General features: G+C 33.7%; 25 protein-coding genes and 1 pseudogene. 18 read left to right on the forward strand and 8 right to left on the reverse strand.

Translation table 11 applies throughout. The features are described 5' to 3' along the window. Nucleotides 1-23 precede the first annotated feature (23 nt). The 10 genes from GQ589_RS02060 (at nucleotide 24) to GQ589_RS02105 (ending at nucleotide 9,488) form a co-directional block, all read left to right on the forward strand. Complete coding sequence (locus tag GQ589_RS02060) at nucleotides 24-656, forward strand: nitroreductase family protein (RefSeq protein ID WP_160400197.1); 633 nt, start codon at nucleotides 24-26, stop codon at nucleotides 654-656. 16 nt (nucleotides 657-672) lie between these two features. After that, a complete protein-coding gene (locus GQ589_RS02065) occupies nucleotides 673-1,875 on the forward strand; it encodes an FTR1 family protein (protein ID WP_160424263.1) in 1,203 nt (400 codons plus the stop codon). Nucleotides 1,876-1,947: 72 nt separating this feature from the next. Beyond that, nucleotides 1,948-2,511: an iron transporter gene (locus GQ589_RS02070; RefSeq protein ID WP_160424265.1), complete on the forward strand. Its 564-nt coding sequence runs from the start codon at nucleotides 1,948-1,950 to the stop codon at nucleotides 2,509-2,511. A gap of 100 nt (nucleotides 2,512-2,611) precedes the next feature. Next, on the forward strand, nucleotides 2,612-3,862 hold the full coding sequence (locus GQ589_RS02075) for a Fe-S-containing protein (protein ID WP_160424267.1): 1,251 nt from the start codon (nucleotides 2,612-2,614) through the stop codon (nucleotides 3,860-3,862). Nucleotides 3,863-3,885: 23 nt separating this feature from the next. Continuing rightward, on the forward strand, nucleotides 3,886-5,172 hold the full coding sequence (locus GQ589_RS02080; protein WP_160424269.1) for an ABC transporter permease: 1,287 nt from the start codon (nucleotides 3,886-3,888) through the stop codon (nucleotides 5,170-5,172). A gap of 16 nt (nucleotides 5,173-5,188) precedes the next feature. Continuing rightward, entirely contained in the window at nucleotides 5,189-6,331 is a 1,143-nt protein-coding gene (locus GQ589_RS02085) for an FtsX-like permease family protein (protein ID WP_160411397.1), read from the forward strand. 10 nt (nucleotides 6,332-6,341) lie between these two features. Next, complete coding sequence (locus tag GQ589_RS02090; protein ID WP_160411396.1) at nucleotides 6,342-7,001, forward strand: ABC transporter ATP-binding protein; 660 nt, start codon at nucleotides 6,342-6,344, stop codon at nucleotides 6,999-7,001. A gap of 20 nt (nucleotides 7,002-7,021) precedes the next feature. Continuing rightward, the gene (locus GQ589_RS02095) at nucleotides 7,022-7,525 is read left to right on the forward strand and encodes a DUF4418 family protein (protein WP_160400190.1); all 504 of its coding nucleotides are present in this window, start codon (nucleotides 7,022-7,024) and stop codon (nucleotides 7,523-7,525) included. Nucleotides 7,526-7,611: 86 nt separating this feature from the next. Further along, nucleotides 7,612-8,823, forward strand: coding sequence for an ABC transporter permease (locus GQ589_RS02100; protein WP_160400189.1), 1,212 nt, complete (start codon nucleotides 7,612-7,614; stop codon nucleotides 8,821-8,823). Continuing rightward, nucleotides 8,823-9,488 carry an ABC transporter ATP-binding protein gene (locus GQ589_RS02105; protein WP_160400188.1) on the forward strand — a complete coding sequence of 222 codons (666 nt, stop codon included), beginning with the start codon at nucleotides 8,823-8,825 and terminating at the stop codon, nucleotides 9,486-9,488. The genes GQ589_RS02100 and GQ589_RS02105 overlap by 1 nt, the downstream gene beginning before the upstream one ends. Before the next feature lie 24 nt (nucleotides 9,489-9,512). Here GQ589_RS02105 and GQ589_RS02110 read toward each other — a convergent pair whose 3' ends face one another. Then, the gene (locus GQ589_RS02110; protein ID WP_160411395.1) at nucleotides 9,513-10,094 is read right to left on the reverse strand and encodes a nucleoside triphosphate pyrophosphatase; all 582 of its coding nucleotides are present in this window, start codon (nucleotides 10,092-10,094) and stop codon (nucleotides 9,513-9,515) included. Between the two features lie 252 nt (nucleotides 10,095-10,346). Between GQ589_RS02110 and GQ589_RS02115 the strand changes: the two genes are divergently transcribed. Further along, complete coding sequence (locus GQ589_RS02115) at nucleotides 10,347-10,775, forward strand: universal stress protein (protein WP_160424271.1); 429 nt, start codon at nucleotides 10,347-10,349, stop codon at nucleotides 10,773-10,775. 232 nt (nucleotides 10,776-11,007) lie between these two features. Here the strand turns inward: GQ589_RS02115 and rlmKL are convergent, their stop codons facing one another. The 4 genes from rlmKL to raiA all read right to left on the reverse strand — a co-directional run bounded on the left by rlmKL (nucleotide 11,008) and on the right by raiA (nucleotide 16,007). Continuing rightward, on the reverse strand, nucleotides 11,008-13,128 hold the full coding sequence (rlmKL, locus tag GQ589_RS02120; protein ID WP_160424273.1) for a bifunctional 23S rRNA (guanine(2069)-N(7))-methyltransferase RlmK/23S rRNA (guanine(2445)-N(2))-methyltransferase RlmL: 2,121 nt from the start codon (nucleotides 13,126-13,128) through the stop codon (nucleotides 11,008-11,010). A gap of 253 nt (nucleotides 13,129-13,381) precedes the next feature. Next, a complete protein-coding gene (gene mutY, locus GQ589_RS02125) occupies nucleotides 13,382-14,419 on the reverse strand; it encodes an A/G-specific adenine glycosylase (RefSeq protein ID WP_160411388.1) in 1,038 nt (345 codons plus the stop codon). Between the two features lie 4 nt (nucleotides 14,420-14,423). Then, a complete protein-coding gene (pheA, locus tag GQ589_RS02130) occupies nucleotides 14,424-15,575 on the reverse strand; it encodes a bifunctional chorismate mutase/prephenate dehydratase (RefSeq protein ID WP_160424275.1) in 1,152 nt (383 codons plus the stop codon). A gap of 99 nt (nucleotides 15,576-15,674) precedes the next feature. Next, nucleotides 15,675-16,007, reverse strand: coding sequence for a ribosome-associated translation inhibitor RaiA (gene raiA / locus GQ589_RS02135; protein WP_160400361.1), 333 nt, complete (start codon nucleotides 16,005-16,007; stop codon nucleotides 15,675-15,677). Nucleotides 16,008-16,358: 351 nt separating this feature from the next. On the opposite strand from raiA, the gene trmJ reads away from it, so the two are divergent. Further along, nucleotides 16,359-17,048 (forward strand): tRNA (cytosine(32)/uridine(32)-2'-O)-methyltransferase TrmJ, encoded by a 690-nt coding sequence (gene trmJ, locus GQ589_RS02140; protein ID WP_237398356.1) that lies wholly within the window; start codon nucleotides 16,359-16,361, stop codon nucleotides 17,046-17,048. A gap of 97 nt (nucleotides 17,049-17,145) precedes the next feature. On the opposite strand, the gene cysS is transcribed toward trmJ, so the two are convergent. Beyond that, a complete protein-coding gene (gene cysS / locus GQ589_RS02145) occupies nucleotides 17,146-18,540 on the reverse strand; it encodes a cysteine--tRNA ligase (protein ID WP_160424277.1) in 1,395 nt (464 codons plus the stop codon). 114 nt (nucleotides 18,541-18,654) lie between these two features. On the opposite strand from cysS, the gene GQ589_RS02150 reads away from it, so the two are divergent. After that, nucleotides 18,655-18,987 carry a hypothetical protein gene (locus GQ589_RS02150; protein WP_160424279.1) on the forward strand — a complete coding sequence of 111 codons (333 nt, stop codon included), beginning with the start codon at nucleotides 18,655-18,657 and terminating at the stop codon, nucleotides 18,985-18,987. Between the two features lie 47 nt (nucleotides 18,988-19,034). Here the strand turns inward: GQ589_RS02150 and GQ589_RS02155 are convergent, their stop codons facing one another. Next, nucleotides 19,035-19,277 (reverse strand): GlsB/YeaQ/YmgE family stress response membrane protein, encoded by a 243-nt coding sequence (locus tag GQ589_RS02155; RefSeq protein WP_160400365.1) that lies wholly within the window; start codon nucleotides 19,275-19,277, stop codon nucleotides 19,035-19,037. Nucleotides 19,278-20,270: 993 nt separating this feature from the next. On the opposite strand from GQ589_RS02155, the pseudogene GQ589_RS02160 reads away from it, so the two are divergent. Continuing rightward, nucleotides 20,271-21,472: pseudogene (locus GQ589_RS02160) on the forward strand (tyrosine-type recombinase/integrase). A 480-nt stretch (nucleotides 21,473-21,952) separates the two neighbouring features. Here GQ589_RS02160 and GQ589_RS02165 read toward each other — a convergent pair. Beyond that, entirely contained in the window at nucleotides 21,953-23,056 is a 1,104-nt protein-coding gene (locus GQ589_RS02165) for a hypothetical protein (RefSeq protein ID WP_160424281.1), read from the reverse strand. Nucleotides 23,057-23,308: 252 nt separating this feature from the next. Between GQ589_RS02165 and GQ589_RS02170 the strand changes: the two genes are divergently transcribed. From GQ589_RS02170 to GQ589_RS12390, 4 genes are all read left to right on the forward strand, one after another. Next, nucleotides 23,309-23,908 (forward strand): inovirus-type Gp2 protein, encoded by a 600-nt coding sequence (locus GQ589_RS02170; RefSeq protein ID WP_160401678.1) that lies wholly within the window; start codon nucleotides 23,309-23,311, stop codon nucleotides 23,906-23,908. 273 nt (nucleotides 23,909-24,181) lie between these two features. Beyond that, entirely contained in the window at nucleotides 24,182-24,505 is a 324-nt protein-coding gene (locus GQ589_RS02175) for a hypothetical protein (protein WP_143426343.1), read from the forward strand. Between the two features lie 115 nt (nucleotides 24,506-24,620). Then, the gene (locus tag GQ589_RS02180; RefSeq protein WP_160401677.1) at nucleotides 24,621-24,788 is read left to right on the forward strand and encodes a hypothetical protein; all 168 of its coding nucleotides are present in this window, start codon (nucleotides 24,621-24,623) and stop codon (nucleotides 24,786-24,788) included. Nucleotides 24,789-24,833: 45 nt separating this feature from the next. Next, nucleotides 24,834-24,965 (forward strand): hypothetical protein, encoded by a 132-nt coding sequence (locus tag GQ589_RS12390; protein ID WP_255471056.1) that lies wholly within the window; start codon nucleotides 24,834-24,836, stop codon nucleotides 24,963-24,965. Nucleotides 24,966-25,173 lie beyond the last annotated feature (208 nt).

Consider the following 25,173-nt stretch of genomic DNA (forward strand, 5'->3'; position numbering starts at 1 on the left):
TTCTTATAATGTTAGGAATTGTTATGCCGTGTTTTGTACGGAAAGTCATTATTATTTTATCTTTATTTTGCTTTTCTTTTTGTTATGCCGATATCACATTACCAACACCGCAAACTAAAGATGGTATGAGTTTATTTGAAAGTTTAAAAAAACGATCTTCAACATCTGGAGGCGGTTTTCCTGCTGGTCAGGTTTCTGATAATGAACTGTCAACTGTACTTTGGGCGGCAAGTGGTTTAAACCGAGGCAAAAGCGGTTGGACAGTGCCCATGGCTAATGGAAATTCTCCTTATGTGCGGATTTATGTCGCTAGCGAAAAGGGAACTTTTTTATATGAATGGGAAGGTCATTATCTAAAAGAAATTAATAATAAAGATATACGTGCCGATATTGGTTTACAAAATTTTACTAGACGAGCCGCTTATTCGTTGATTTTTGTGTCAGACGCTAGTGCATTTACTGGTATCAATCCAGAACAGATTACTAACTTTAGTTACACTGCTGTTGGTGCCATGAGCCAAAATGCTTATTTAGCAGCGGCAGCGTTAAAATTAAGTGCCCGTTATATTCACTCCATCAAACCCGAAGTCATAAGCCAAGAGCTACAATTACCCGAAGGCAGTAAGCCACTTGGTATGCTCTTATTAGGAAAATAACAGGTAATAATAGAATATGAAACGATTTTTGACACTTGTTTTTTTCCTTGTTCTAAGCTTAATGGCTTTTTCTCAATCGTCTTATGCGGCGGAAAAAAAATATGAAAGTTGGAACGCCATTGTTGATGAAATGGATGTAATTTTAAATGATGCTTATGATATCTATTTTATGAAAGATGCTGAGCGTGCTAAAGCTCGAGTCAATAATGCTTATTTTGGCTTTTATGAAAAGCATGGGGTAGAGCGTGCGGTGATGTCTTATATTTCAGGAAAACGAGGAACCGATACCGAATACCAATTTGCTAAAATCAAACGTTTGATGAGCAGTGGAGCTCCGAATAAAGCTGTTCGTGTTGAAATCGATACAATTTTAAAAATGTTACACGAAGATGCGAATGAATTAGATGGTAAAAAAGAGAGTGGTTGGAGTGTTTTCTTTGCTTCATTTATTATTATATTTCGGGAGGGCTTAGAAGCGATTTTAGTGATTGCGGCAATTTCGGCTTATCTTGTCCGTTCTGGAAATATAGCAATGGTGAAAGTGGTTTACATGAGCTCGCTTGCTGCCGTTTTTGCCAGTGTGCTTGCTGCAATAGCTTTGCGTTCTGCAATTAAAATCAGTGGTGCTAATCAAGAAATTATCGAAGGTTCGGCAATGTTACTTGCGACAATAGTGTTGTTTTTTATTAGTAACTGGATGTTTTCTAAAGCCGAGGCCGAAACATGGAAAAATTATGTTCAAGACAAAGTGCAAACAGCAATTTCATCAGGAAGCCGGTTTGCATTAGGTTTTGCCGCTTTTTTAGCTGTTTTTAGAGAAGGAGCTGAAACAATTTTGTTTTATCAAGCCATGTTAGCTGATGCTCAAGATCATATGGATAAGGTTTGGTATGGTCTCGCTGTTGGAACAATTGTTTTGGCGGTAATTTTTATGGTGATCCGTTTTGGTTCGATGAAATTACCTATTAAGCCATTTTTTATCGGTACTAGTGTGTTGATGTATGTTATGGCTATTGCTTTTGCAGGCGGTGGAATGAAAGAGTTACAAGAGGCGGATATTATTTCAGTTACTCCAGTTGATTTTGTTCATTCTGTTGAAATTTTAGGTATTTATCCAACGCTCGAAACATTAATTCCACAAATAATTATGGTGTTAGTTGTGGTATTTTCGGTTATGTATTACACATTTAAACGTAGTCATAAAAATTATAAATTATAAAAAATTCATAATATTAAATAATTAGAAATAATTATTAAAAAAGTCTTTAAAAACAAAGTGAAGGAGTTTTCAATGAAAAAATTATTCTTATCAACAGGTATTGCTTCAATACTGGCATTATCTTCATTTGCTCATGCCGCAGCGCCAGCCCCAGGTGAACAAAAAGGTTTCGAAGAGTTCCCTATTGGTGATGAAGTTACTGTTGGTCCATTACATATTGGCGCTGTTTATTTCCAACCTGTTGATATGGAACCGGCTGGAATTGGTGGTTTACCTGCATCTAAATCAGATATGCATATTGAAGCAGATATTTCGGCAGCCGAAGGTAATAACTTAGGTTATGGCGTGGGTGATTTTATCCCTTACTTAACAGTTAAATACAAAATTAAAAAAGAAGGTAGTGATAAAGTTCTTGAAGGTAACTTTATGCCAATGAGTGCATCAGATGGTCCTCATTATGGTAACAATATTAAGTTAGAAGGGGCGGGTAAATATAAAGTGACTTTTATTATTGAAAATCCTGAAAAACAAGGTTATTTATTACACGTTGATAAAGAAACAGGTGTAGAAGGTCGTTTCTGGACTAAACCGATTGAAGTTTCTTGGGACTTTGATTATATTCCACGTGCATGGTAATTGTTTTTTATACTAAATATAATTATATTTCAATAATTAATAGTCAATTGTGGTGAGCATTGTGCTCACCAATAGCATTTGTAATCACTAGGCAATAAATATGCTTCAATACCTTATCAATATTACCGATAACACTTTCGTTCCAGCCATGATAATGGCACTACTTAGTGCAACGATTGTCAAATCAATACCTAATTACAGTAAAAAAATTATTTTATTCGGTTTTATTGTGGGATTTATTGCAGCATTGATCTATGCCGTTTTAAAACGTAATACAGGTTTTGCTGTTCGTGAATTTTATGATTTAGGCGTAATTATACCTTGGGTTATTATTGCTATACCGCTTATTATTGTTATTTACTTACAAAAATCGACTCATAGCCGAACAGCTAAATTCTTTTTTATACTGCTATTTGTGCTTAGTATTGGTTTGATAAGTGCCCAGTTTTTACCTAATTTAATGCTTTATCCATTCGAATTTGCAGTTGGTATGGATTCCATTTTTAATCATGATTACTTGTTTAAGTGGGTAGGCTATGGAATTGCTCTGCTGGTAGTTTTGTTGACGGGGTTATTTGTTTATCGTACTTGTGGTCGATTATCAGCTCAATTTGTGTTTGTCATTACTTCACTGTCGATTGTTATTTTTACCCTGCAAAATAGTATTAATATTTTACAAATTTTAATTGTTAGGCGTTTTATTTCATCGCAACCATGGATGATGAAACTGGTTATTTTTATCCTTGGTCATGTTAACTTTTTTACTTTTATATTTATCGCTATTGTGCTTTTTTTAGCTATTGTTTTATACGTCAAATCGAAAACAATCTCGTTGGTCGGTAGTAATCCTGCTCAAATTCGCAAACTTAAAGCACAATTACGCAGCGATAGACGATGTGCTTTAATGATTATGGCTGGTACAGCGATAACCGCTTATACCGTAACTCGCGCTCGCTATATTTTTGAAAAAGGAGTAGAGCTCACACCTGCTGAGCCAGTAACACCCAATGCCGATAATTTAATTGTTATTCCCCTTGATAAAGTAAACGACGGCAATTTACACCGCTATGGCTATCAAGCCACGGATGGTACATTGGTTCGTTTTATTGTTATTAAAAAAAGTGAAAATGCTTATGGTGTTGGTTTTGATGCTTGTGATATTTGTGGTGCAAGCGGTTACTATCAACGTGGTGATCAAGTGGTTTGTATTTTGTGTGATGTGGTAATGAATATTGCAACTATTGGGTTTTCTGGTGGGTGTAATCCTGTGCCACTTAAGTATGAAATTATTGATGGTAATATGGTGATCCGTCCTGCAAATCTTGAAGCAGAAAAAAGCCGTTTTAAATAAAAGCGAATTAAAAGGAATAGATTATGTTTCGCAGAATGTTACTCAGTGTATTAGTTCGCCAAAAAAAGAAACTCTTTCTTATTGCTTTAACCGTTGCTTTAGGTGTTTCGCTTGCTACTGCTATGCTAAATGTAATGTTTGACGTAGGTGATAAAGTTAATCAAGAGCTAAAAGCCTATGGTGCTAATCTTAATATCGTTCCTCGTGGTAGTGCTGTCATTAATGAAATGTACCAGCTTGATAACAATGATAGTGGGCAAGCTGTGCAGTATATTAAAGAAGATGAACTTGTCAAAATTAAGATGATCTTTTGGGCTTATAATATTGTTGATTTTGCGCCTTTCCTAACAACTCAAGCGACATTTCATGATAAACCAATTACTGTGGTGGGTACTTGGTTTAATAAACATCTTAATATTCCAACAGGCGATCAGGTTGATACGGGTATGTTGGCTATGAAATCATGGTGGACCATTGACGGTAAGACCATGACAGATGACAATGTGCAAGGTGCGATGGTGGGTGAAACTGTTGCAAAACAGTGGAATTTAAAACTAGGTGATAAAATAGATATTATTTCAACGCACACAAATAAAAAACTCACGCTCACAATAAATAATATTTTTCATAGTGGGGGCGTTGAAGATGCTCAAATTTATGTTTCCTTACCTGTTGCACAAGATCTTGCCGATAAAAATGGACTAGTTGAACGTGTTGAGGTGAGCGCATTAACCACTCCCGAAAATGAATTAGCGCGCAAAGCAGCACAGGATCCGAATAGTTTATCTAGAACAGAGTGGGATACATGGTATTGCACAGCTTATATTAGCTCGATCGCTTATCAACTTGAAGAATTAATGCCTGATGTTAGAGTTAAAGCCATTATGCAAGTGGCTGAATCTGAAGGTTCTATTTTACAAAAAACACAATTACTAATGTTATTACTAACCGTTTTGTCATTGATTTGTTCGGCGTTAGCAATTTCCAATTTAGTGACTGCGAACGTTATAGAGCGTAGTACCGAAATTGGTTTATTAAAAGCACTAGGCGCAACAAATATGGCAGTATCTTTGCTCATTTTTAGTGAACTATTTATTATTGCCTTTTTAGGTGGAATTTTGGGATATTTTATCGGGATTGGTTTTGCTCAAGTGATTGGTTATACAGTATTTGGATCGTTTGTCGAACCCAAAATGTTGATTATTCCATTAACCATAATAATGGTCTTTTTAATTACACTCTTGGGTAGTTTACCTGCACTTCGGATGATGATGTTTTTACGCCCAACTGATGTATTACATGGTCGATAAGGTGAAAGGAAGTCTCATGATTAATAAAAATAGACGCTTTATAATTAAAACCGTGTTAAGTTCACTTATCCGTCGTCGGTCTCGCATTGCTGTTGCTTTGCTTGGTGTAGCTATTGGTGCGACAGTACTTCTTGGTATGATCACACTTTGTTATGATATTCCACGGCAAATGGGACAAGAATTTCGTTCCTATGGTGCTAATCTTCTGTTGTTGCCTGCTAATAATCAGCCAACGGTAGCAATGACGGATGTTAATAAAGCTGTGAGTTTTTTACCAAAAGATAAATTACTTGGCGTGACACCTTTTCGTTATGAGTCGATTCGCAGTAATCAGCACCCTTATACTATTGTGGGTACTGACTTTAAACAAGTAACCAAAACCAGCCCTTATTGGCACATTGAAGGTGCATTGCCACAAAATCCACATGAAATAATGATTGGTACAGATATAGCTAATTTTGCTAAGTTAAGCGTTGGTGGTACTATGCCAATTTCAGGTAAATCTAAACAAAATTCACGTTTTGATGAGGATCTAAAAATAACCGGAATTGTTAAAACAGGACGAGCAGAAGATGGTTTTATTTTTATTGATCTACATGATTTAGAAAAACTATTAGAAGAAAATGAACAAGCCGAAGTGGTTGAAGTAAGCATTACGGCGACTGAAGCGGAGTTAAATCAGTATATTCAAAACATCAAACAACAATCCACTACAATAACCCCACATTTGATCAAATGGGTGACAAAATCTGAAACATCGGTGCTTGGTAAATTGTCCTCATTACTTTATTTGGTCACTTTTGTGGTATTAGTACTAACTATGATTTGCGTGGCCACAACAATGATGACAGTTGTCATGGAACGCCGTAAGGAAATTGGGCTTAAAAAGGCAATTGGCGCTAATAACCAAAGTATCGCCAAAGAATTTTTAGCTGAAGGGACCGTTTTAGGTATCCTTGGTGGCATTATTGGGGCAATTTGTGGGCTTATTTTTGCACAAATCATTAGTACCAATGTGTTTGGCCGTTCAATTATTATTGAGCTTTATCTGATTCCAACCACAGTTATTATCTCTGTGATAGTTACGGTCATTGCGTGTTTAATCCCGGTAAAACGAGCACTAGAAGTCGAACCTGCGTTAGTTTTGCGAGGTGAATAGGATATAAAGTATGAATATACTCGAAGTAAATAATGTGTCTAAAATTTATGGTTCACTACATGCACTATCTGAAGTGAATTTAGCGGTTGAAGAAGGTAAATGGCTATCAATTATGGGGCCATCTGGTAGTGGTAAAACAACCTTGATGAATATCATTGGTTGTATGGATAAGCCTTCCCTTGGTTCAGTTTATTTTGATGGACAAGATATTACTCAGCTTTCTTTGCCAGAATTAACTGAAATCCGCCGAGACAAAATAGGCTTAATTTTTCAACAATTTCACTTAGTATCATATTTAACCGCACTCGAAAATGTCATGGTTGCTCAGTATTATCATAGTATGGTCGACGAAAAAGAAGCCATGCAAGCTCTTGAACGTGTTGGGCTTGCTGCTCGTGCTAAGCACTTGCCAAGGCAGTTATCGGGTGGTGAACAGCAGCGAGTTTGTATTGCTAGAGCACTGATTAATTATCCAAAATTAATTTTAGCCGATGAACCAACGGGTAATTTAGATGAAAGCAATGAAGCGATGGTCATGGACTTACTACATCAACTGCACGAAGAAGGCAGTACAATCATTGTGGTTACTCATTCACTAGAAGTGTCGAAACATGCACAAACCACGGTAGTACTGGAGCACGGCAAAGTCGCGCGTGTAATTAACAACTAATCAACAAAAGGTTGTCGTATATGAAAAACCGTATTATTTCATCAAGTATCTTTATTATTATTGGCGTATTAATTATTTTGTTTCCATTATATATCTTACCTGTTTGCCCATTGCCAGAGGCGATTGTGACACCCGTTGACACTATGAGCCATGGTATGAGTGCAATGAACGGTGCTAGTAGTGAGCTTGCACATAGTGGACATATGCATGCTAGTACAGGAAAAATTATGAAATGTTTTTGGACAGCAAGAGCCGAAATAGGGATCGGTTGTTTAGTGATAGTCATCGGTGCATTACTACTGATTAGTCGTACGGCTTTTATTCGAATGGGATTAAGCATGGCGACAGCTTGCATATCGTTGTTAGCCGCTGCAATTCCAACGATCCTAATTGGTGTCTGTTCTAACGAAATGATGCGGTGTAATATGGGTGCTAAACCCGCCTTAGTATTATTATCAGGCTTATTATTTATTGCCGCAGTGGTTAATACCTATTATTTAAATAAAAAAACAAAAAATCGATAGCCTTTGTTAGCAAATAAAAACCATACTTATCTTTACCTGATATTAGGTAAAGATAATATTTAAATCCAACAAGCAGGGAAGTCAATATGCACGAAAAACCGATCACCATGGCAAATTTGGCATGGCGAAATATTCAGCGGCGACCGTTTAGAAGTTGCTGTTTGATTATCATCATTATGCTTTTTTCGGCAACGTTGTTTGGGGGAAGTGTATTGATGAAAAACCTTAGTCTTGGCATTTCAGGCATGGCTAATCGATTAGGTGCAGATATTCTTATTGTACCTTATGGTTATGAAAAAAATATGGAAGTTGCCCTATTGCGTGGTGAACCGAGTAGCTTTTATTTAAAAGTTGATTTGATTGATAAAATAAAAGATATCAAAGGGATTGATGCGATTTCACCTCAGCTATTTATTGCCTCATTAAATGCAGGATGTTGTACAACAAAAGTGCAACTAATCGGCTTTGAACAGCAGAGTGACTTTGTCATAAAACCATGGCTACAATCACAATTGACTCAGCCTTTAACTGACAATCAGGTAGTAGTGGGTGCCAAAATTAATTCACAAGTCGGGGATGAAATTATGTTCTTTAATCATCCTTTCAAAATAGCTGCTAAAATGGATAGCACGGGTATGGGATTTGATTCCTCTGTCTTTATGACTATGCCAGCAGCCCAATCATTAATGAAAAATGCAAAATTAATTGAAGGGGATGTTGAACATTTTGCTGATTATGCCTCGTCGATTTTTATTAAGGTCAATCCTAATTATCAAATTAAGGATATTGTTAATCAAATTATGCCCAAATATGCTATTGGCTATAATATCGATTTTGTTATGACTAAAGGAATGCTAAGTAATATATCAAAATGGTTAACAGGCTTTTCAACTATTGTATATAGTTTATCGGCTATTTTTTGGGTTTTGGCCACTATTGTGATTTTTGTCATATTTTCTTCAAGCTTAAATGAACGTAAGCGTGAAATGAGCTTATTACGAATATTAGGCGCTTCACGTCGTGATTTAGTTAAAATGTTGCTTCGTGAATCTTTAATTATTAGTGCATTAGGTGGAATTACAGGCATAGTGATTGCTGCTGTGTTACTTTACGCCTTTAATCTATTAATCTGCCAGTCAATTGGTTTACCGTGTGTGAATATTTCACTATTTGATGCGCTGTTGTATGCAATTGTTGTTTTCATTCTTACACTAATTATTGGACCTTTATCAAGTTCTTATAGTGCCTTATCAATGACTAAATTTGATACTTATAGCACCCTTAGAGAGGGCGAATAATGTTACTGAATGTTAAAAATCTACGTAAAGATTACACTAGAGGACAGCAAATCTTTTCAGCTGTGAATAATGTTAGTTTTTCAATGACAAAAGATGACTTTATTTGCATTATGGGAAAATCAGGCAGTGGTAAAACCACTTTACTAAATATGATTGCAGGCTTATTAACACCAACACAAGGTAACATTACCATTAATCAGACCAATCTGTTTGAGCTTAATGATCAGCAAGTATCCGCCTTTCGTAATCAGCATATTGGTTATATCCCTCAAGGTAGCAGTTTACTGCCTAATTTAACCGCAATTGATAATATTCGACTGCCTTTTTATTTAACTAAGCGAGCAAATCAAAATCCACTAAATGAAGCAAAAAGTCTGCTTGAAAAGGCCAAAATAAGCCACCTGCAAGATACATATCCTGCCCATATGTCAGGTGGTGAAATGCGTCGTATTGCGATATTGAGAGCACTGATTTGTAAGCCCCAAATCATTATTGCTGATGAACCAACCAGTGATCTTGATGAAGAAAGCGCAGCTGAAATCATGCAACTACTGTCTGAAATTCATCAACAAGGTACAGCGTTATTAATTGTCACTCATGATCATGATGTTGCCCGTTATAGCCAAAAAGTTATGAAAATGTCAGCTGGACGATTTATTGACTAATGGGTTTAGTTATTAACTGAATTGTTATATTAAAAGTGGATTACAACCCATTTCGATCATGATTTTATTAAGTTTTAATAATGGTAATCCAACTAATGAATTAATGTCATCACCTTCAAGTTTATCAAATAGGGTGATGCCTAGTTCATCACATTTAAAACTACCAGCACATTGTAGTGGCTTCTCTTTGCTAATGTAGGCATCAATTTCTGAATCAGTTAAATGCCGAAAAGTCACTTTAAATGGTTCGCAAATGGTGATTTGTTGTTGTGTTTTGGTATTAATTACTGTCATCCCAGTATAAAAATAGAAAGCTTTACCACTACTTTGTCGAAGCTGTTTACGGGCATTATCAATTGTATGTGGTTTGCAAACAATATTACCGTCTAACACACCAACTTGATCAGAGCCAATAATTAAACTATCAGCAAACTGCATAGCTAATGATTGGGCTTTAAGTTTAGCTAGCCGAACGACCAATTGCTTAGCTGACTCACCTGCTAGTGGTGTTTCATCACATATAGGAGGCACACACTCGAAAGGAATAGCTAATTTTTCAAGTACTTTTTTACGTGATGGTGAAGTCGAGGCTAATATGATTCTCATTTTAATTATCTCTTAAAATCCAAGCTGAAGGATGCGCATTAAAACCGATATGACCATAATAATCAACTATGTGCTCTAGCTAGGTTTTTATATTAAATTGATAGATAATACGATTCATGTTGATCTCCATCATAAATTGGATAAAAAATAATTAAAGATTAAAGTTAAAATGAGTATCATACTAGCTAGGTAAAATCTATTTTAGGTTCGCTAAATATATAATTGAATCTATAACAAAGCAAGGAGGGAGTTATGTACAAAAAAATTTTGGTTCCTATTGATGTGCTTGAAGATGAATTAACTAAAAAAGTGATTCCACATGTAGAGTGCTTAGCTCGATTGTCTAATGCTGAAGTAATATTTTTTCATGCTTTGCCTGTTTCATCAGCTATTATCAATGCTTACTCTTTTGGATTTGATGAATTTAAAGATCATGCAACAGTACAAACAGAACAATATCTTCATCAATTAATGAATTCGATTAATTTACCGCATGAACATTTATCGTTTTCTATTGCATTTGGTCATCCAAGAGATGAAATCCTTGCATTAGCTGACGAAATCAAACCAGACTTAATTATTTTAGGTTCACGTCGTCCTAATATTTCAACGCATCTTTTAGGATCGAATGCTTCAGGGGTTGTGCGTGGAGCTAAAACGGCAGTGCTTGTGGTTCGGTAGGTTTAGCATTATTTATTGGCATATAACTAAAAAAGTAAATATAAAACAAGTAACTTTTTGAGGAGTCGTTCAAATTCCCTTAAACGTTGTTTGTGCTCATAATTATAAAAATTATCAATATTTAAGGTGACTAAAACGTTATAAAAAACGCTCAGGAAAGACGTTGATTTTATTAAAGTTTTTTATTTCAACTTATTTTTAATAAATTAACCGCCTTATGGCGGTTTTATGTTTATTGATGTTTTACAATAAAACAGCAGTGAATTTGTTTATTGCGTTTAAAATCAAGCGATAGCGTTTTATTGGTAATTTCTTGATAGATTAGCCCTAAGTTTTGCATACCAATATTATCCATTTTAAAACCACGCTTATTGTTGGAGAAAATGATAGTACCATTAGGTCTTAACAGACGTTTTAAATCCGTCATCAATTTTAGATGATCGCGCTGAACATCAAAGGTATCGTTCATCCGTTTCGAGTTTGAAAATGTCGGCGGATCGATAAAAATTAAATCGAATTGCTCATCAGCTTGAGATAAATAGAGCAAACAATCCGCCTGAATTAATCGATGTTTTTTACCCGTTAAACCGTTTTGTTTTAAATTACGATCAGCCCATTCCAAATAGGTGCGAGACATATCGACCGTGGTGGTTGATTTTGCTCCGCCAAGTCCAGCATAAACCGTTGCACTACCGGTATAGGCAAATAGGTTTAAAAAGTCTTTGCCTGCACTCATTTCACCAATCATTTTTCGTGCTAAGCGATGATCTAAAAACAATCCCGTATCTAAATAATCGGTCACATTAACCCAAAATGCGGTTTTGCGCTGATTAATCGGGTATTCATGGACTAAAAAATAGTCCTGTTTTTGTCCTAGTTTTTGGTATTGCTGTTTGCCTTTTTGCTTTTCTCTTGTTTTTAATACTAACTGATCGGCGGTAAGCTCAAGCACTGACATGGTGGCATTAATAGTATCAAAAAGCCGTTGGCGAGTTTTTTGTGGATCGATGTTTTTCGGCGCTGCGTATTCTTGCATTACTATTTTATCTTTATAACGATCGATAGCGACATTGTATTCAGGCAAATCTGCATCATAAAGCCGATAGCATTCTAGTTGTTCTTGGGTTGCCCACTTTTCTAATTTTTGCTTATTTTTGCGTAATCGGTTAGCAAAATCCGCAGCCGGCATAGTGGAATTTGTGATTGCTTCTTCAGTATTACGCTTAGCAATGACATAATTTTTTTGTATACAGTCGAGAGGACCATTTTTTGCTTTGAATTGTCTTTCTGCTCTCATTTGTAAGCAATCTAACAACTGTGGCGCACCGCTAAATAATGATAATCGCCATCCACCAAAATTTTGTTTGATTTGTCGACCAAGTGCCGTATGCAAAGCAATAAGCGCAGGTTCGCTTTCTAAGCGTTCGCCATAAGGTGGATTACTGATGATCATGCCTACCGTTTCAGTTGGCAATGGATTGGTTAGTTGTGTCACATCTTGCATCGAAAAAGTAATTAAATCCCCCACACCTGCTTGGAGAGCATTTTGTTTAGCTCGTTCAAGTACTGTCGCATTATTATCATAACCGATAAATGGTGTGTTTGTTTTAGATACGTTATGTTTTGCAGTGAAGAGCAATTCGTTCCACAATGTCGGGTTAAAGCCTTTCCAAGCAAAAAATCCCCACTGTTTACGATATAAACCAGGAGGGATTTGTGATGCGATCATTGCCGCTTCAATTAGTAATGTACCTGAACCACACATCGGATCGAGCAATGGTTCATTTGCTTTCCAACCAGAACGCATAATAATAGCTGCCGCTAGGTTTTCTTTTAGTGGAGCTTGTCCTGTTTGTTGGCGGTAGCCACGCTCATGTAAACTATTACCACTTAGATCTAAAGATAGTGTGACGCGGTTTTTATTTAAATAAGCATGAAGTCGAATATCGGGATCTTGTTTTGCGACATTAGGACGTTCATTAGTATGACGCAAAAAGTGATCAACAATCGCATCTTTGATCTTTAGCGCACCATATTGACTATTACGAATAAACTCATTCACGCCAACAAAATTAATCACGAAAGCGTTATCAACAGCAAAAATATCTGGCCATTTAATATTAAACACACAAGAGTACAGATCCAAATCGCTATAGATATCGAACTCGGTAATGGGTAGTAAAATGCGAGATGCCAAACGTGACCATAATAATGATTGATATAGCGTTTTTTCATCGGCATCAAAATAAACACCGCCTTGCGCAATTTTACAATTAATTGCACCAATTTGTTCTAACTCTTTTTTTAATAACTCTTCAAGCCCACGAGATGTGCTGGCAAATAATGTTTTCATGTATAGCTCACTTAACAATAAAATTGCTAGCATTATACTGGCTAATTGCAATGGTGGGAAATTGAGTCTGAATTTAGTTAGAGGAATATTTGATTTAGTTTGTTAATAATCAGAAAGGTTTGTTGGTAATCAAAAGAGAGTATTCGTTCATAAATAACAACTTTTGACATAATCCTTTACTTTACATGAAAGTAATCTTATTTAACAGATTTTTGTATATTATTCATTTTTTGTTCTCTTTTTTAGAGGATAGTTATAATTGTTTTAATAAGTTATAAATAGGTGTAGCAAGTCCAATTTTGTTATTTTTCGATTTAAGGTTATACCAGTATCCATAAGATTTATCCCAATATTTTGTCTTTTTTTTGATAACACAATGAAAAGGAATAATATTTAAGTGAAAATGACTAAATGTGTGACGAAATGCAATAAGCTGTTTTAGAGGTAAGGTTTCGATACCTTGTTTTTTTAACCAGTCAGTTATTTCTTGTTTACTTGAAAACTGTGGTAAGCAATATAATCCACCCCAAATGCCTGTTGGCGGTCTTTTTTCTAACCAAATAGTTTGATTATATTCAAGCATTAAAAAATAGGCTGTTTTTTCAGGAATAGTATTTTTAGGTTTTTGGGTTGGATATTGTTGCCAACTTTCCGTTTTATGTGCAATGCAATTGCTATGTAAAGGGCATAAAGAACATTTAGGTTTAGTGCGTGTACAAACCATCGCACCAATATCCATCATAGCTTGATTAAATTTTGCAACATCAATTTTGGGAGTAACTTGTTCACTTAAATTCCAGAGTTTATTTTCGACAGTTTTTATACCAGGCCAGCCTTGAACAGCAAAATATCGAGTTAATACACGTTTTACATTACCATCTAAAATAGGGTAATGCTGATTTTGTGAAAGAGATAAAATTGCCCCTGCAGTTGAACGTCCTATACCAGGTAGGGCGATGACGTTATCAAATTGTGTCGGGAATTCGCCATTAAATTTTTCGGTTATTATTTGTGCTGTTTTATGTAAGTTACGAGCTCTTGCATAATAGCCAAGCCCAGTCCAAAGATGCAATACATCATCAATTGATGCCTGTGCTAGATCTGTTATCTTTGGGAAGCGTTCAATAAAACGGTTGAAGTAAGGAATAACCGTTACAACCTGAGTTTGTTGTAACATGACTTCTGATAACCAAACATGATAAGAACTTTTGCTGATTTGCCAAGGTAGCGATTTTCTACCGCACAGTTCATACCAGTTAAGTATAGATTGCGAAAAATATTGCATAGTCATATTATTATATTACAGCAACAACAGAATCAGTTGGATAACATCCGAGCACTTTGGTGTATAGCGTCATTGAAGTTAGTTCTTTAAGCGCTGTTTGCATTTCATAAGAATGGATGTTGCCTTGCAAGTCAATATAAAACATCTCTTCCCATGGTGTACCATGAATTGGACGTGATTCAAGTTTAGTCATGATAATATTATGATTACGTAATACTAATAGCGCATCAACTAAAGCACCTGCTTGCTGACCAGTCTTCATTAAAATTGTAGTTTTAGCTGGAAGTTGATCAGATACTTCGATAGGCTGGCGGGATAACACAATAAAACGAGTAATGTTTTCTTTTTGATTTGCAAAATTATGTTCAAGTACTTGTAACCCATATAATTCACCGCCATCTTTATTCCCCATTGCTGCAACATTAGGTTTATTCAATTTAGCAACTGTTTTCATTGCTGATGAAGTACTATCGCAGTATACAATTTTCCAATTTGGATGGTTCTCTAAGAAGTTACTACATTGTTGGAACGGTTGTGGATGGCTATAAATGGTATCAATTTTTTCGAGTTGTGAATTTGGCATGGCAAGAATACAATGATCAATAGGCAAAGATAGTTCACCAATAATATGCAAATTAGTTTTTTGCAATAAATCATAAACTTCATTTATTGAGCCAGAACTAGAATTTTCTATTGGTAAAATGCCATAATCTACAGAACTATTTTCGATTTGTTCAAAAACTTCTTTAAAAGTTGAACAGCTTAATTCAACCATTTTATCTAAGTGAGTACTAGCATAGCGACGAGCTGCAGAATGTGAATAAGATCCTTTAGGACCTAAAAAGGCGATTTTGGCAGTAGTAATTGTGTTGTGATTAAGTTTTTCTTGTAAGATTTTTTGTTGTAATAGTACAGAATCTTCAATAATTAATTGGTATAAGCGTTTTATAAGCATATCATCAAGATGATGATGTTTCCCTTGATTGATTAAATTTCTAATAAGTGAACGCTCACGCTCAATATCGCGTACAGGAATATTAGCTTCAATTTTTGTATGAATCACTTGCGTTGAAAGCTTACGTCGCTGGGAAATAAGTTCTAATAATGTTTTATCGAGTTCATTAATTTTATTTCGTAAAGGTAATAAAGGATTTGTAGTCATTTTTATTAAATATCAAAAGAAGATAGTATGTATTATAACAAGCACAAAAATAAAGGCACCATTAAAGTGCCTTTTTATTTAATTAAGGAAATAGATTAATTAAATTTCTTCTTCTAATACTTTGTCTTTTATGCTACTTATAGCACGACGAGACTCACCTTTATGTTGCAGTTTATTAAGTTGTTTTTCAAGTTTATCAATAAGATCATTAATTGCTGCATACATATCAATATGTTTGGCAGATGCAACTAATGGGGTTCCTTTAGTTGTAATTGTTGCATCAACAATAAATCCATCTGGTTCTTTGGATAAAATAAAATGAGGGTTGATCAGCTGTGCTTTCCATTTATCTAACTTTGAAAATTTATCTTCTAGATAGCTACGAATTGCGGGAGTAATGTCCATTTGTTTACTGGTAATACTTAAAGTCATAATTGATCTCCTTTCTTTTATCAACAAGCTAAGATTTATAATGTTGTTGTTACTACATTGGCAAATTATTTCAGTCTCGTCAATAAGATATTTATTATAAAACTCATTTTTATGAATTTAAATTAGGGAAAGATTCAATTAATTAGGTATTGTATAACAGAAGAAGCCAAAACTGATTTTTCAATGATTTTAATATATACTTATTTTTTAAGAATATAGTTTATTAAGAATATAGTTTATTAAGAATATAGTTTATTCTATTGTTATAGAATGTTATTTAATAATGAGGACGATGTGAGTTATTTAGATAATGTGAAGATTGTTTTGGTTGAAACATCGCATACTGGTAATATGGGATCTGCTGCAAGAGCAATGAAAACCATGGGATTAACTAATCTTTGTTTAGTTAACCCAGTCATAAAACCTGATTCTCAATCGATTTCGTTAGCAGCAGGTGCTAGTGATATTATTAAAAATGCACAAATCTTCTCGTCGATGGAACAAGCTATTGCTGATTGTACTTTAGTGATTGGTACTAGTGCACGCTCTCGTAGTTTACAGTGGCCCTATTTAACGCCAAAAGAGTGTGGTGATAAGATTGTTCAAGAAGCTTCAAATCTCCATACTCAAACTGCTTTGGTATTTGGGCGCGAACGGGTTGGTTTAACTAATGATGAATTGCAAAAATGTCATTATCATGTTGGAATTCCTGCCAATCCTGATTATAGTTCTTTAAATCTTGCCATGTCAGTGCAAGTTTTGTGTTATGAAATTCGTATGTCAATGTTAAACCTTGATAATAAACTGTTTGAATCAAAAGGTAAGAATATGACCGAAACTAAGTTTCCTATAGATGCCGATATAGAGCGTTTCTACCAACATTTAGAACAGACTTTATTACAGACGGGTTTTATTAATAACAATCATCCTGGACAGATTATGGGACGTTTGCGACGGTTATTTACTCGCGCACGCATTGAACAACAGGAACTAAATATTTTGCGAGGTATTTTGACCTCAATTGATAAATCATTACGATGATCATAAATAGACCCACCACAACATTGTGGGGGCTATTTTAGTTGATTAATTTAATGCGTTATTTTATTTATTCAAAAAAATTGTGCTTTTTAAAACATTAGCTTTTTTTGCGCCATGTTGTACCATTAGCTCCATCTTCAAGCACAATATTCATTGCATTTAATTTGTCGCGGGCTTCGTCGGCCAGTGTCCAATTTTTATTTGCTCTTGCTTCATTACGTTGTTTTATTAAAGCTTCAATTAATGTAACATTAACGTCATTTTTTTGATTACTTTGTAAAAAATCAACAGGATCTTGCTCTAATAATCCAAGTACTGCCGATAAGTAACGCAATTGAGCTGCTAATTCATTAGCGAGTAACATATTATTATCAGCTTTGGCCTTATTAATTTCACGTGCTAGGTCAAATAATATTGAATACGCTTCGGGAGTATTGAAGTCATCATCCATTGCATCACAGAATTGACGGTAGTAATTACTGTCACTCGGAGTTATATATGGGTAAGTTGGCTCTGTGTCTCGCAGGGCGGTATATAGTCTTTCTAGTGCCATCCTTGCTTGTTTTAAGTTTTCTTCACTATAATTGAGTTGGCTACGATAGTGACCAGATAGTAAAAAATAGCGTACTGTTTCAGCATCATAATGCTTTAATACATCGCGAATTGTGAAAAAGTTATTTAGTGATTTAGACATTTTTTCTTGGTCGATCATCACCATACCCGAGTGCATCCAATAATTGACATATTGCCCATCATGGGCACAAGTTGATTGGGCAATTTCGTTTTCGTGATGCGGAAACATTAAATCTGAACCACCGCCGTGAATATCAAAGTGATTACCTAATTGATAACTGTTCATAGCTGAACATTCAATATGCCAACCTGGGCGACCTTTACCCCATGGAGAATTCCAACTAGGTTCGTTAGGTTTTGACATTTTCCATAACACAAAATCCATTGGATTACGTTTAACATCAACCACATCAACACGAGCACCAGCTTGCAGTTGCTCTAAATTTTGTCGAGATAACACACCATAATTAGGTGCACTATCAACTGCAAACATTACATCACCATTTTCGGCAATATAAGCGTGGTTTTTTTTAATTAAGTCTTCAACTAATTGAATTATTTGTGGCATGTGATGCGTTGCTCTAGGTTCAACATCAGGGCGTTTTATATTCAGTGCATCAAAATCGGCATACATCTCTTGTAACATGCGATCTGTTAATTGTTCGCACGTTTCTCCATTTTCCAATGCTCTTTTAATTATTTTATCATCAACATCAGTGATATTACGGACGTAAGTCAAATCATAACCTAAAAATCGTAAATAACGTGTGACAACATCAAATGCAACAAAGGTACGTCCATGACCAATATGACAAAGATCGTAAATAGTCACACCGCAAACATATAGCCCAATTTTATTGGGGGTAATTGGTTGGAATATTTCTTTTTCTCGGGTTAATGTATTGAATATTTTTAGCATTATAATTACTATATTATTAATAAGTGGTTTTTGAATATTAATATAACAAAAATCTAGATACGACGAAATTACTTATTAACATCTTTACAACAAAAATGAAAGGAAATATCAGTTATGCCATTTGCTATTTTTGATGCCATAGACGCAGGCTTGGAAGCTATAGGTATTGCTCTTGATGCTAAACCTAAAAATAAAGTTATGAAAATTTTATATTGGTTAGTATTGATTGCTATAACAATAGTTTTTTTTATACTTTTTAATACTATAACACATATCGATATTATTTACTTTATACCAGTACTTTTTGTCTGTTTTATTTTAGCATTAATTACATTTGGCTTCTTATGGGCAATGACATTTTTTTCTTTATGTATAGGTTATGTTTGTTTTTGGATATTAAAAAAATTATTTAAATTGATGGCGAAAATAATTTCTTTATTTATATAAATCAAACTTGGCGGAAGAATTCAACCAAGTTTGATTGAGACATGATTTTATTTTAAAAGACGATAAAGATATATCAGTAAAATAGCACCCAAAACAGAAATAAATAAGCTTGGGAAATTAAATCCTGTCACACTACCCCAGTCAAAGAAGGTGCTAATATAGCCACCTACTAAGGCACCTGCAATACCTAATAAAATAGTTTTAATTACACCTATACGTCCAAGTGGCATAAAAAATTTTGCAATCCAGCCGGCAATTAATCCTAGAACTATCCAACTTATGATACCCATGATAATTTCCTTTTGTTATTGAAATTGAGTTTAGTTTACTTAAATAAGCTAAAAAATCTAACAGGTGCTGTTGTTTAATATAATAGCTTTAATCGATTGTTCAAAAGTGAGAAATAATATGTAAAATATAAAAGTCATTATCATTAATTAAGTATGAAAATAGATAATTTAATCTGAAGAATAACTATATAAAAATAAAAAATAAATAGAAAATTATATTGTCTGTTTTGGTGTTTTTATTCAATAAATACCATATTGTTTAAATGTTTATTTGATATTTCGGTATTGTAAATGGTTAGCTGTTATTTTGTTATTTATCTTGCTTCCTCTAGGCTAAAAATCTAACATTATCGGTTCGATAAGTACAATTAAATTGTTCAATGTAACCTGTTTTGATACTAGCTTTACTAGAAATTCCGGCTACTGCTTCTTTTTAATATTGACACAATTTGGTGTTTAATCACCTTTTTCATGATCAAATCTTTTGTTACTTTTATAATGGAGAATTTTTTGTTTTTGGGGTGTACTGATTTAGTAGGTAGTTACAATTATACGAATGATAATTTAACTTGACAGTATCATTGTTTGTACTATTTTTTATGTAATAAAATTTTTTATAATATAACCTTTTCTAAAATAGCTACTTTAGTATTTAGTAGCATTTAATGAAAATTAGGTTGTGAGAATAAAAGCGATATTTGGTAAATATTAGAGGATAACAAAATACTATTTAAACTTAAATGGTATACTTGATAGTATAGTGATGAAGAGTGATTTATTGATTTTTAGATAATGCTCGGAGAAGATGGCGGAAGCGCAGTCCGCTTATTTAAAGTCTAAATTAAATTAACAGGATACAAAAAAGTATAATTTATTTGTTAAAAATCATATTATTAATCTACATTTAACTCCAAAAACATATAAAGTGATTTTATAGAAAACAATAATATATGGTATACTGAATGGCATACTGAAGTTGTGAGGTATTTCATTATGACTAAACTGTCTGACACTAAGGCACGTAATATTAAACCGGAAGATAAACCGTTAGCTCATGGCGGAGTAACTGGGTTATCATTACATTCATCAACGCAAAAAGGTAAAGGTAAATGGGTTTTACGTTATGTGAGTCCAATAACTAATAGACGTCGAAACGCGGTTTAGGTACTTATCCTGAAGTAAGTATATTAGAAGCCGGACAGCTTGGAATAAATTTTCGAGCTAAGTTATCTAAAGGTATAGATCCGCTTGAAGAAAAACAAAAAGAAAAAGAGCTACAAACGCGACCGACTTTTTCTGAATGCGCTTATCAATTACATCAAGAACTTTTACCAAGTTGGAAAAATTATAAACATGGTCAACAATGGATTAACACGTTAAATACTTATGCTTTTCCCAAAATAGGTAACATGCTGTTAGATCAAATTCAACCTAAAGATGTGGCTGATGTTTTACGTGAAATCTGGCTTGAAAAACCAGAAACAGCCATGAGACTTAAGCAACGTATTCATGCTGTTTTATCTTGGGGATGGGCTAGAGAATATTGTGCCTCTAATCCTGTCGATGTAGTTCATCATCTTTTACCGCCGCAACCAAGTAAAACCGTTAGGACGGAACATCACCCTGCAATGGATTGGCGTGAAATTCCAAAATTTATTAATGATCACATCAGAACTAGCCCTTCAATACAAATTGCCCCCAAAATTATTGAATTTCTAATTTTAACAGCTTGCCGATCTGGTGAGGTTAGGGGGATGAAATGGGATGAGGTCAATTTTGATAATGCAATATGGACTATTCCAGCTAATCGAATGAAAGCAAAAATATTGCATCGAGTACCTTTATGCAAAAGAGCATTAGAGATACTTGAATTACAAAAAGGTTTTAATAAGGAATTTGTTTTTCCGTCTGATGTCTCTAATGGCATGGTAAGTGATGCTTGCATGACTGTATTTCTTAAAAGAAGAAAAATTCAAAGTAGCACTGATGGAAAACTAGCTACTATACACGGTTTCCGTTCAAGCTTTAGAGATTGGTGTAGTGAAAATGGCTATCCACAAGATTTAGCAGAACGCTCACTAGCCCATTCAATTAGGAATAAAGTAGAAGCAGCTTATCATCGAACTGATTTATTGGAACAGCGTCGTGGTTTAATGGAAGATTGGTCCCGCTTTTGTTGTAATATTAAAGACTAATTATAAGCATTAAATACATATTTTGACTTATTAGTTACTATCTTGATAATTCTTTAATAATGAAAAATCATAAACACCTACGAATCAATAATCATATATATATATCATGTAAAATATAAAACCAAGCGGTGCTTAAACTAATATTACCACGGATACATTCCCTCATATAAAATTCTCCTATAATCCCAAGGCTTTAACCTGTATCTTCGATTCCGCGTCCGGGCACCAATCACCAAATTCTAAGACCTGCTTCTAGCAGGTTTTTTTATGTCTAAAGCCTTTACAAATAAGCCTTTCAGCTTGTTTCACTACTCAACCGAATTCAACTGAAATTACCTCAAATCAAGCGGAAAATCGGATACAAACCCGGATACATTTGGTTCGATAATGGCATGTATCCATAAAATAGCTTTAAAGCCTTTGTTTGCAAGGGTTATAGAGAATTGCTTGCCTAATTACTATTATTAGATAAGTTTAAATCTATACTATTTTATTTAAATCATTTTCATTGTTTTCTGCTGTATCTTTCGTAATACGCTTACATTGTTTTTTAAAAATTTTGTTATTTTTTGCTCTATTTGAAGATCTTCTCTCTTTTTGCAACCATAGTTTTTTCATTGTTTTGAGTAATTTGTCTGTTATTCCATCTTTTGGAGCTGTATATATAGCAGTAAAAATAGCTAAATAGCGTTCTTCATTATTAGTAAATTCAAAAAAATTAAAACAAAAATTTTGATTAAGTCTATAATTTTTTTTATGCTGAAGGATTGTAATTGAGTGCTCTTTTTGCAAAAACGCCCATATCCAACGACATTGCTCCTCATTAGATTTATTTATCCAATTTAGAGTATTTTTTGAATTATATATTTTTATCCAATCTTTTTTATAACATTCAATTAAATCATTTGGATAGAAATACTCTAGATTGATATTTGTTAAATCGAAAGCATAACATTTATAAAATGTACCTATTCTTATGCGAGTTGTCTCATGATATGCAAGATAATTAAACATCAGTTGAATAGAATCCAACCTTTCTTTGTGAGAGGTTGGATTTTGGATTTGATTTTCAAAAAAATAGCAGATGACAATATCAATATACTTTCTGTACTGTGTAATATACCTCTTATGTTTAGGTAACCAATCGATCGATTCCCCATCTTGATTAGTAGGATTATCAGTAAATACAGGTAATATTATAGGATTTTGACATATTGTACGTAATTTATACCAAAGGCCCATACATGCCCTTTTATTATTTTTTAACCATGAAAAATCAATTTTGTTGAAATGATATTTTTCATAATATTGCTGTAATTCTTTTAATTTATTCTCAATATACTGTTTAAATAATATTATTTTTTTTTCATCTGATTCCTTTATAACCTTTAAATAGAGATTTTCATTAATTAATTTACAAAAATTAATAGGTAACATGCTTTTTATTTTCTGTCCATTAAGAACAATATAAAAATCATTTACTTTATTTATTAAATAATCATAAATAATAAAACAAGTGTAAAAATTCTTCGTATGTACAATTAATTTACCTTCATGGTCTCTAGTTATAATTGTTTTTTCCATTTTCTATCCACCTAAATTAATGAAGTAAAAAAGAAGTAAAAATGAATATATAATGAAGTATTTTTGAAGCAAATTTTAGACTTACTTACTTGTATTAACAACGAAAAATTGAATATATACTGAATTAAGGTTAATTAATATTATTATATAGAAGTCAATAGTACCCTATCTGAGTAAACCATCAGTTACTAAAACAGTAAAAAAATAATCTTGCTCCTTATCAAATAACTCTAATTTGATAAGGGCAACTAAATGCAAAATAAAAATTTTACTATTAATAAACAACTCAATGATCAACTCATTGCACACCTAAATAAGCTACAAGATAGATACTCAAAAATTTTACCGATTCGAATCGACATTCATTATGCTAAGGATGATGAGTTCAATACTGATATTGAAACAACCAAAAAAGAAATAATGTACTTTCTCTATCAAGCTATGCAACTTGAACTTGATATTGTAGGGTATGCTGTTGTTATGGAATTTAATCAGAATGAACATATCCATTTTCATTCTGTTTTTTATGTAAATGGTCAAAAAAGGCAAAAATACTATCCTATTTACGTTGCTCTGGAACGTGCATGGTATGAACTGACTAAAGGTTATTTATATGATTGTCAGCGGAATAATTATCATATTAATGGGCTAAGGGTGATAAATCATCACGATGATGAAGCATTTCGTTCTGTTTGTTATATGCTTAGTTATTTAGCTAAAACAGAACAGAAATCATTTTTTAAAAAGTGTTATAGCGATTGTCTATTTTTAAGTGAAGTCCCACCTCCAAGTCATCGAGGAAAACCTAGAACACTTGGTCTGAATAAATTTTTAATTTCTTCCCCTATTTAGTAACCCCAAAAAAACATTTCCTTCATTTTGGAAAATCACTATGAATCTTAAAAAAATACGTTTATACAAATCAGTCAACAAAACAGGCTAATTGATATAGATCCAATTCATATAAAGGAATAAAAAATGGACAACTACTATGACCTAATACTAAATAAGCTAAGAGCTCATCATAGATCGTTACTTACAAATTATGGGAAGTTATATCCAGTCAGAATGGATTTTGCCTATCATGACGATGCCTATCAAAGGCAATATGGAATAGATGCGTATATGGATATGTTGAACTTGTCTGATTTAACATTACTTTCCAATCATATTCTTAGCATTGTTTGGGTAATGGCTTTTAATAAACAATACGGCTTTTATTTTCCAACCATGTTGTACTTTAGCTCAGAACAATATGCAAATTATAACGTTATTATGAATTCCGTTACCAATCTTTGGAAGAATGAAACTGATGGATATGGTATTAATGTTGAAAAAAAACTAACTAAGAATGCTTTATCTGAGTTAGCACAACTTTCGTGGAAGAAACATGATCCTCTTCATGCTTTGTATATTAACAGCATGCATACTCTCAACCAAATTAATTGATCGTTTATAACGATCAATTAGATCTTAACTGATCGTTATAAACGATATGACAGTGCACAATATATTTCTAATAATAATGATGTATTTTAATTCAATAATAATTTAAGGAGATAAAATGGTTAGATCTGATTGTGGCGAATGCAATGGTACAGGAGTCATCCCTTGTTCATTAGAATATGGCGGTGAACCCCATCCCGAAAATTGCCCTGTATGTGGTGGAGATGTTAATTTTACATTTCCATGTCCAGAATGTTCGGAGTATAAAGATGACTATTATGAGTAGTGTTAGATGGTTGGGTAAAAACTTTACCAAGTAGGAGACTTTACGGTGACAGAAGTACTTCCATCAGTTATTGTAAGTTCTGCTAACTCCATTTTAAATTCAGATAAAGCAACAGATGAGCAAAAAGCAAAAGCTAAGAAAAGCTTAGCTCGTTATGAAAAAAACAAGAAGTATTAGTAATAAATGAGGCTCCTGTTCATAATTCTGTGTCATTTCCTCTTTTGCTACACAGTTTACCTAAATGACACAAAATATTGAACTCCTCCTCTAATCTTATTCATGAAGCAAACTCATTTATCCGATTTGCTTCATATTTTCTCAATATGTTTCAACACTCTTATTATAAATAATTTTAAATAGATATCATTAGTTGAACATACCAATA

It is taken from the genome of Gilliamella sp. Pas-s27 (assembly GCF_009795865.1).
Taxonomy (GTDB): Bacteria; Pseudomonadota; Gammaproteobacteria; order Enterobacterales; family Orbaceae; genus Gilliamella.

What these genes read in the sequence shown, in the direction of transcription:
- GQ589_RS02165 (WP_160424281.1), bottom strand. Translation starts at nt 23,056, where the DNA reads ATGGAAAAAACAATTATAACTAGAGACCATGAAGGTAAATTAATTGTA.
- GQ589_RS02100 (WP_160400189.1), top strand. Translation starts at nt 7,612, where the DNA reads ATGCACGAAAAACCGATCACCATGGCAAATTTGGCATGGCGAAATATT.
- rlmKL (WP_160424273.1), bottom strand. Translation starts at nt 13,128, where the DNA reads ATGAAAACATTATTTGCCAGCACATCTCGTGGGCTTGAAGAGTTATTA.
- GQ589_RS02075 (WP_160424267.1), top strand. Translation starts at nt 2,612, where the DNA reads ATGCTTCAATACCTTATCAATATTACCGATAACACTTTCGTTCCAGCC.
- GQ589_RS02060 (WP_160400197.1), top strand. Translation starts at nt 24, where the DNA reads ATGCCGTGTTTTGTACGGAAAGTCATTATTATTTTATCTTTATTTTGC.
- GQ589_RS02180 (WP_160401677.1), top strand. Translation starts at nt 24,621, where the DNA reads ATGGTTAGATCTGATTGTGGCGAATGCAATGGTACAGGAGTCATCCCT.
- GQ589_RS02175 (WP_143426343.1), top strand. Translation starts at nt 24,182, where the DNA reads ATGGATATGTTGAACTTGTCTGATTTAACATTACTTTCCAATCATATT.
- GQ589_RS02115 (WP_160424271.1), top strand. Translation starts at nt 10,347, where the DNA reads ATGTACAAAAAAATTTTGGTTCCTATTGATGTGCTTGAAGATGAATTA.
- GQ589_RS02110 (WP_160411395.1), bottom strand. Translation starts at nt 10,094, where the DNA reads ATGAGAATCATATTAGCCTCGACTTCACCATCACGTAAAAAAGTACTT.
- pheA (WP_160424275.1), bottom strand. Translation starts at nt 15,575, where the DNA reads ATGACTACAAATCCTTTATTACCTTTACGAAATAAAATTAATGAACTC.
- GQ589_RS02090 (WP_160411396.1), top strand. Translation starts at nt 6,342, where the DNA reads ATGAATATACTCGAAGTAAATAATGTGTCTAAAATTTATGGTTCACTA.
- GQ589_RS02080 (WP_160424269.1), top strand. Translation starts at nt 3,886, where the DNA reads ATGTTTCGCAGAATGTTACTCAGTGTATTAGTTCGCCAAAAAAAGAAA.
- GQ589_RS02085 (WP_160411397.1), top strand. Translation starts at nt 5,189, where the DNA reads ATGATTAATAAAAATAGACGCTTTATAATTAAAACCGTGTTAAGTTCA.
- GQ589_RS02065 (WP_160424263.1), top strand. Translation starts at nt 673, where the DNA reads ATGAAACGATTTTTGACACTTGTTTTTTTCCTTGTTCTAAGCTTAATG.
- trmJ (WP_237398356.1), top strand. Translation starts at nt 16,359, where the DNA reads ATGGGATCTGCTGCAAGAGCAATGAAAACCATGGGATTAACTAATCTT.
- GQ589_RS02105 (WP_160400188.1), top strand. Translation starts at nt 8,823, where the DNA reads ATGTTACTGAATGTTAAAAATCTACGTAAAGATTACACTAGAGGACAG.
- raiA (WP_160400361.1), bottom strand. Translation starts at nt 16,007, where the DNA reads ATGACTTTAAGTATTACCAGTAAACAAATGGACATTACTCCCGCAATT.
- GQ589_RS02170 (WP_160401678.1), top strand. Translation starts at nt 23,309, where the DNA reads ATGCAAAATAAAAATTTTACTATTAATAAACAACTCAATGATCAACTC.
- GQ589_RS02150 (WP_160424279.1), top strand. Translation starts at nt 18,655, where the DNA reads ATGCCATTTGCTATTTTTGATGCCATAGACGCAGGCTTGGAAGCTATA.
- cysS (WP_160424277.1), bottom strand. Translation starts at nt 18,540, where the DNA reads ATGCTAAAAATATTCAATACATTAACCCGAGAAAAAGAAATATTCCAA.
- GQ589_RS02070 (WP_160424265.1), top strand. Translation starts at nt 1,948, where the DNA reads ATGAAAAAATTATTCTTATCAACAGGTATTGCTTCAATACTGGCATTA.
- mutY (WP_160411388.1), bottom strand. Translation starts at nt 14,419, where the DNA reads ATGACTATGCAATATTTTTCGCAATCTATACTTAACTGGTATGAACTG.
- GQ589_RS02095 (WP_160400190.1), top strand. Translation starts at nt 7,022, where the DNA reads ATGAAAAACCGTATTATTTCATCAAGTATCTTTATTATTATTGGCGTA.
- GQ589_RS02155 (WP_160400365.1), bottom strand. Translation starts at nt 19,277, where the DNA reads ATGGGTATCATAAGTTGGATAGTTCTAGGATTAATTGCCGGCTGGATT.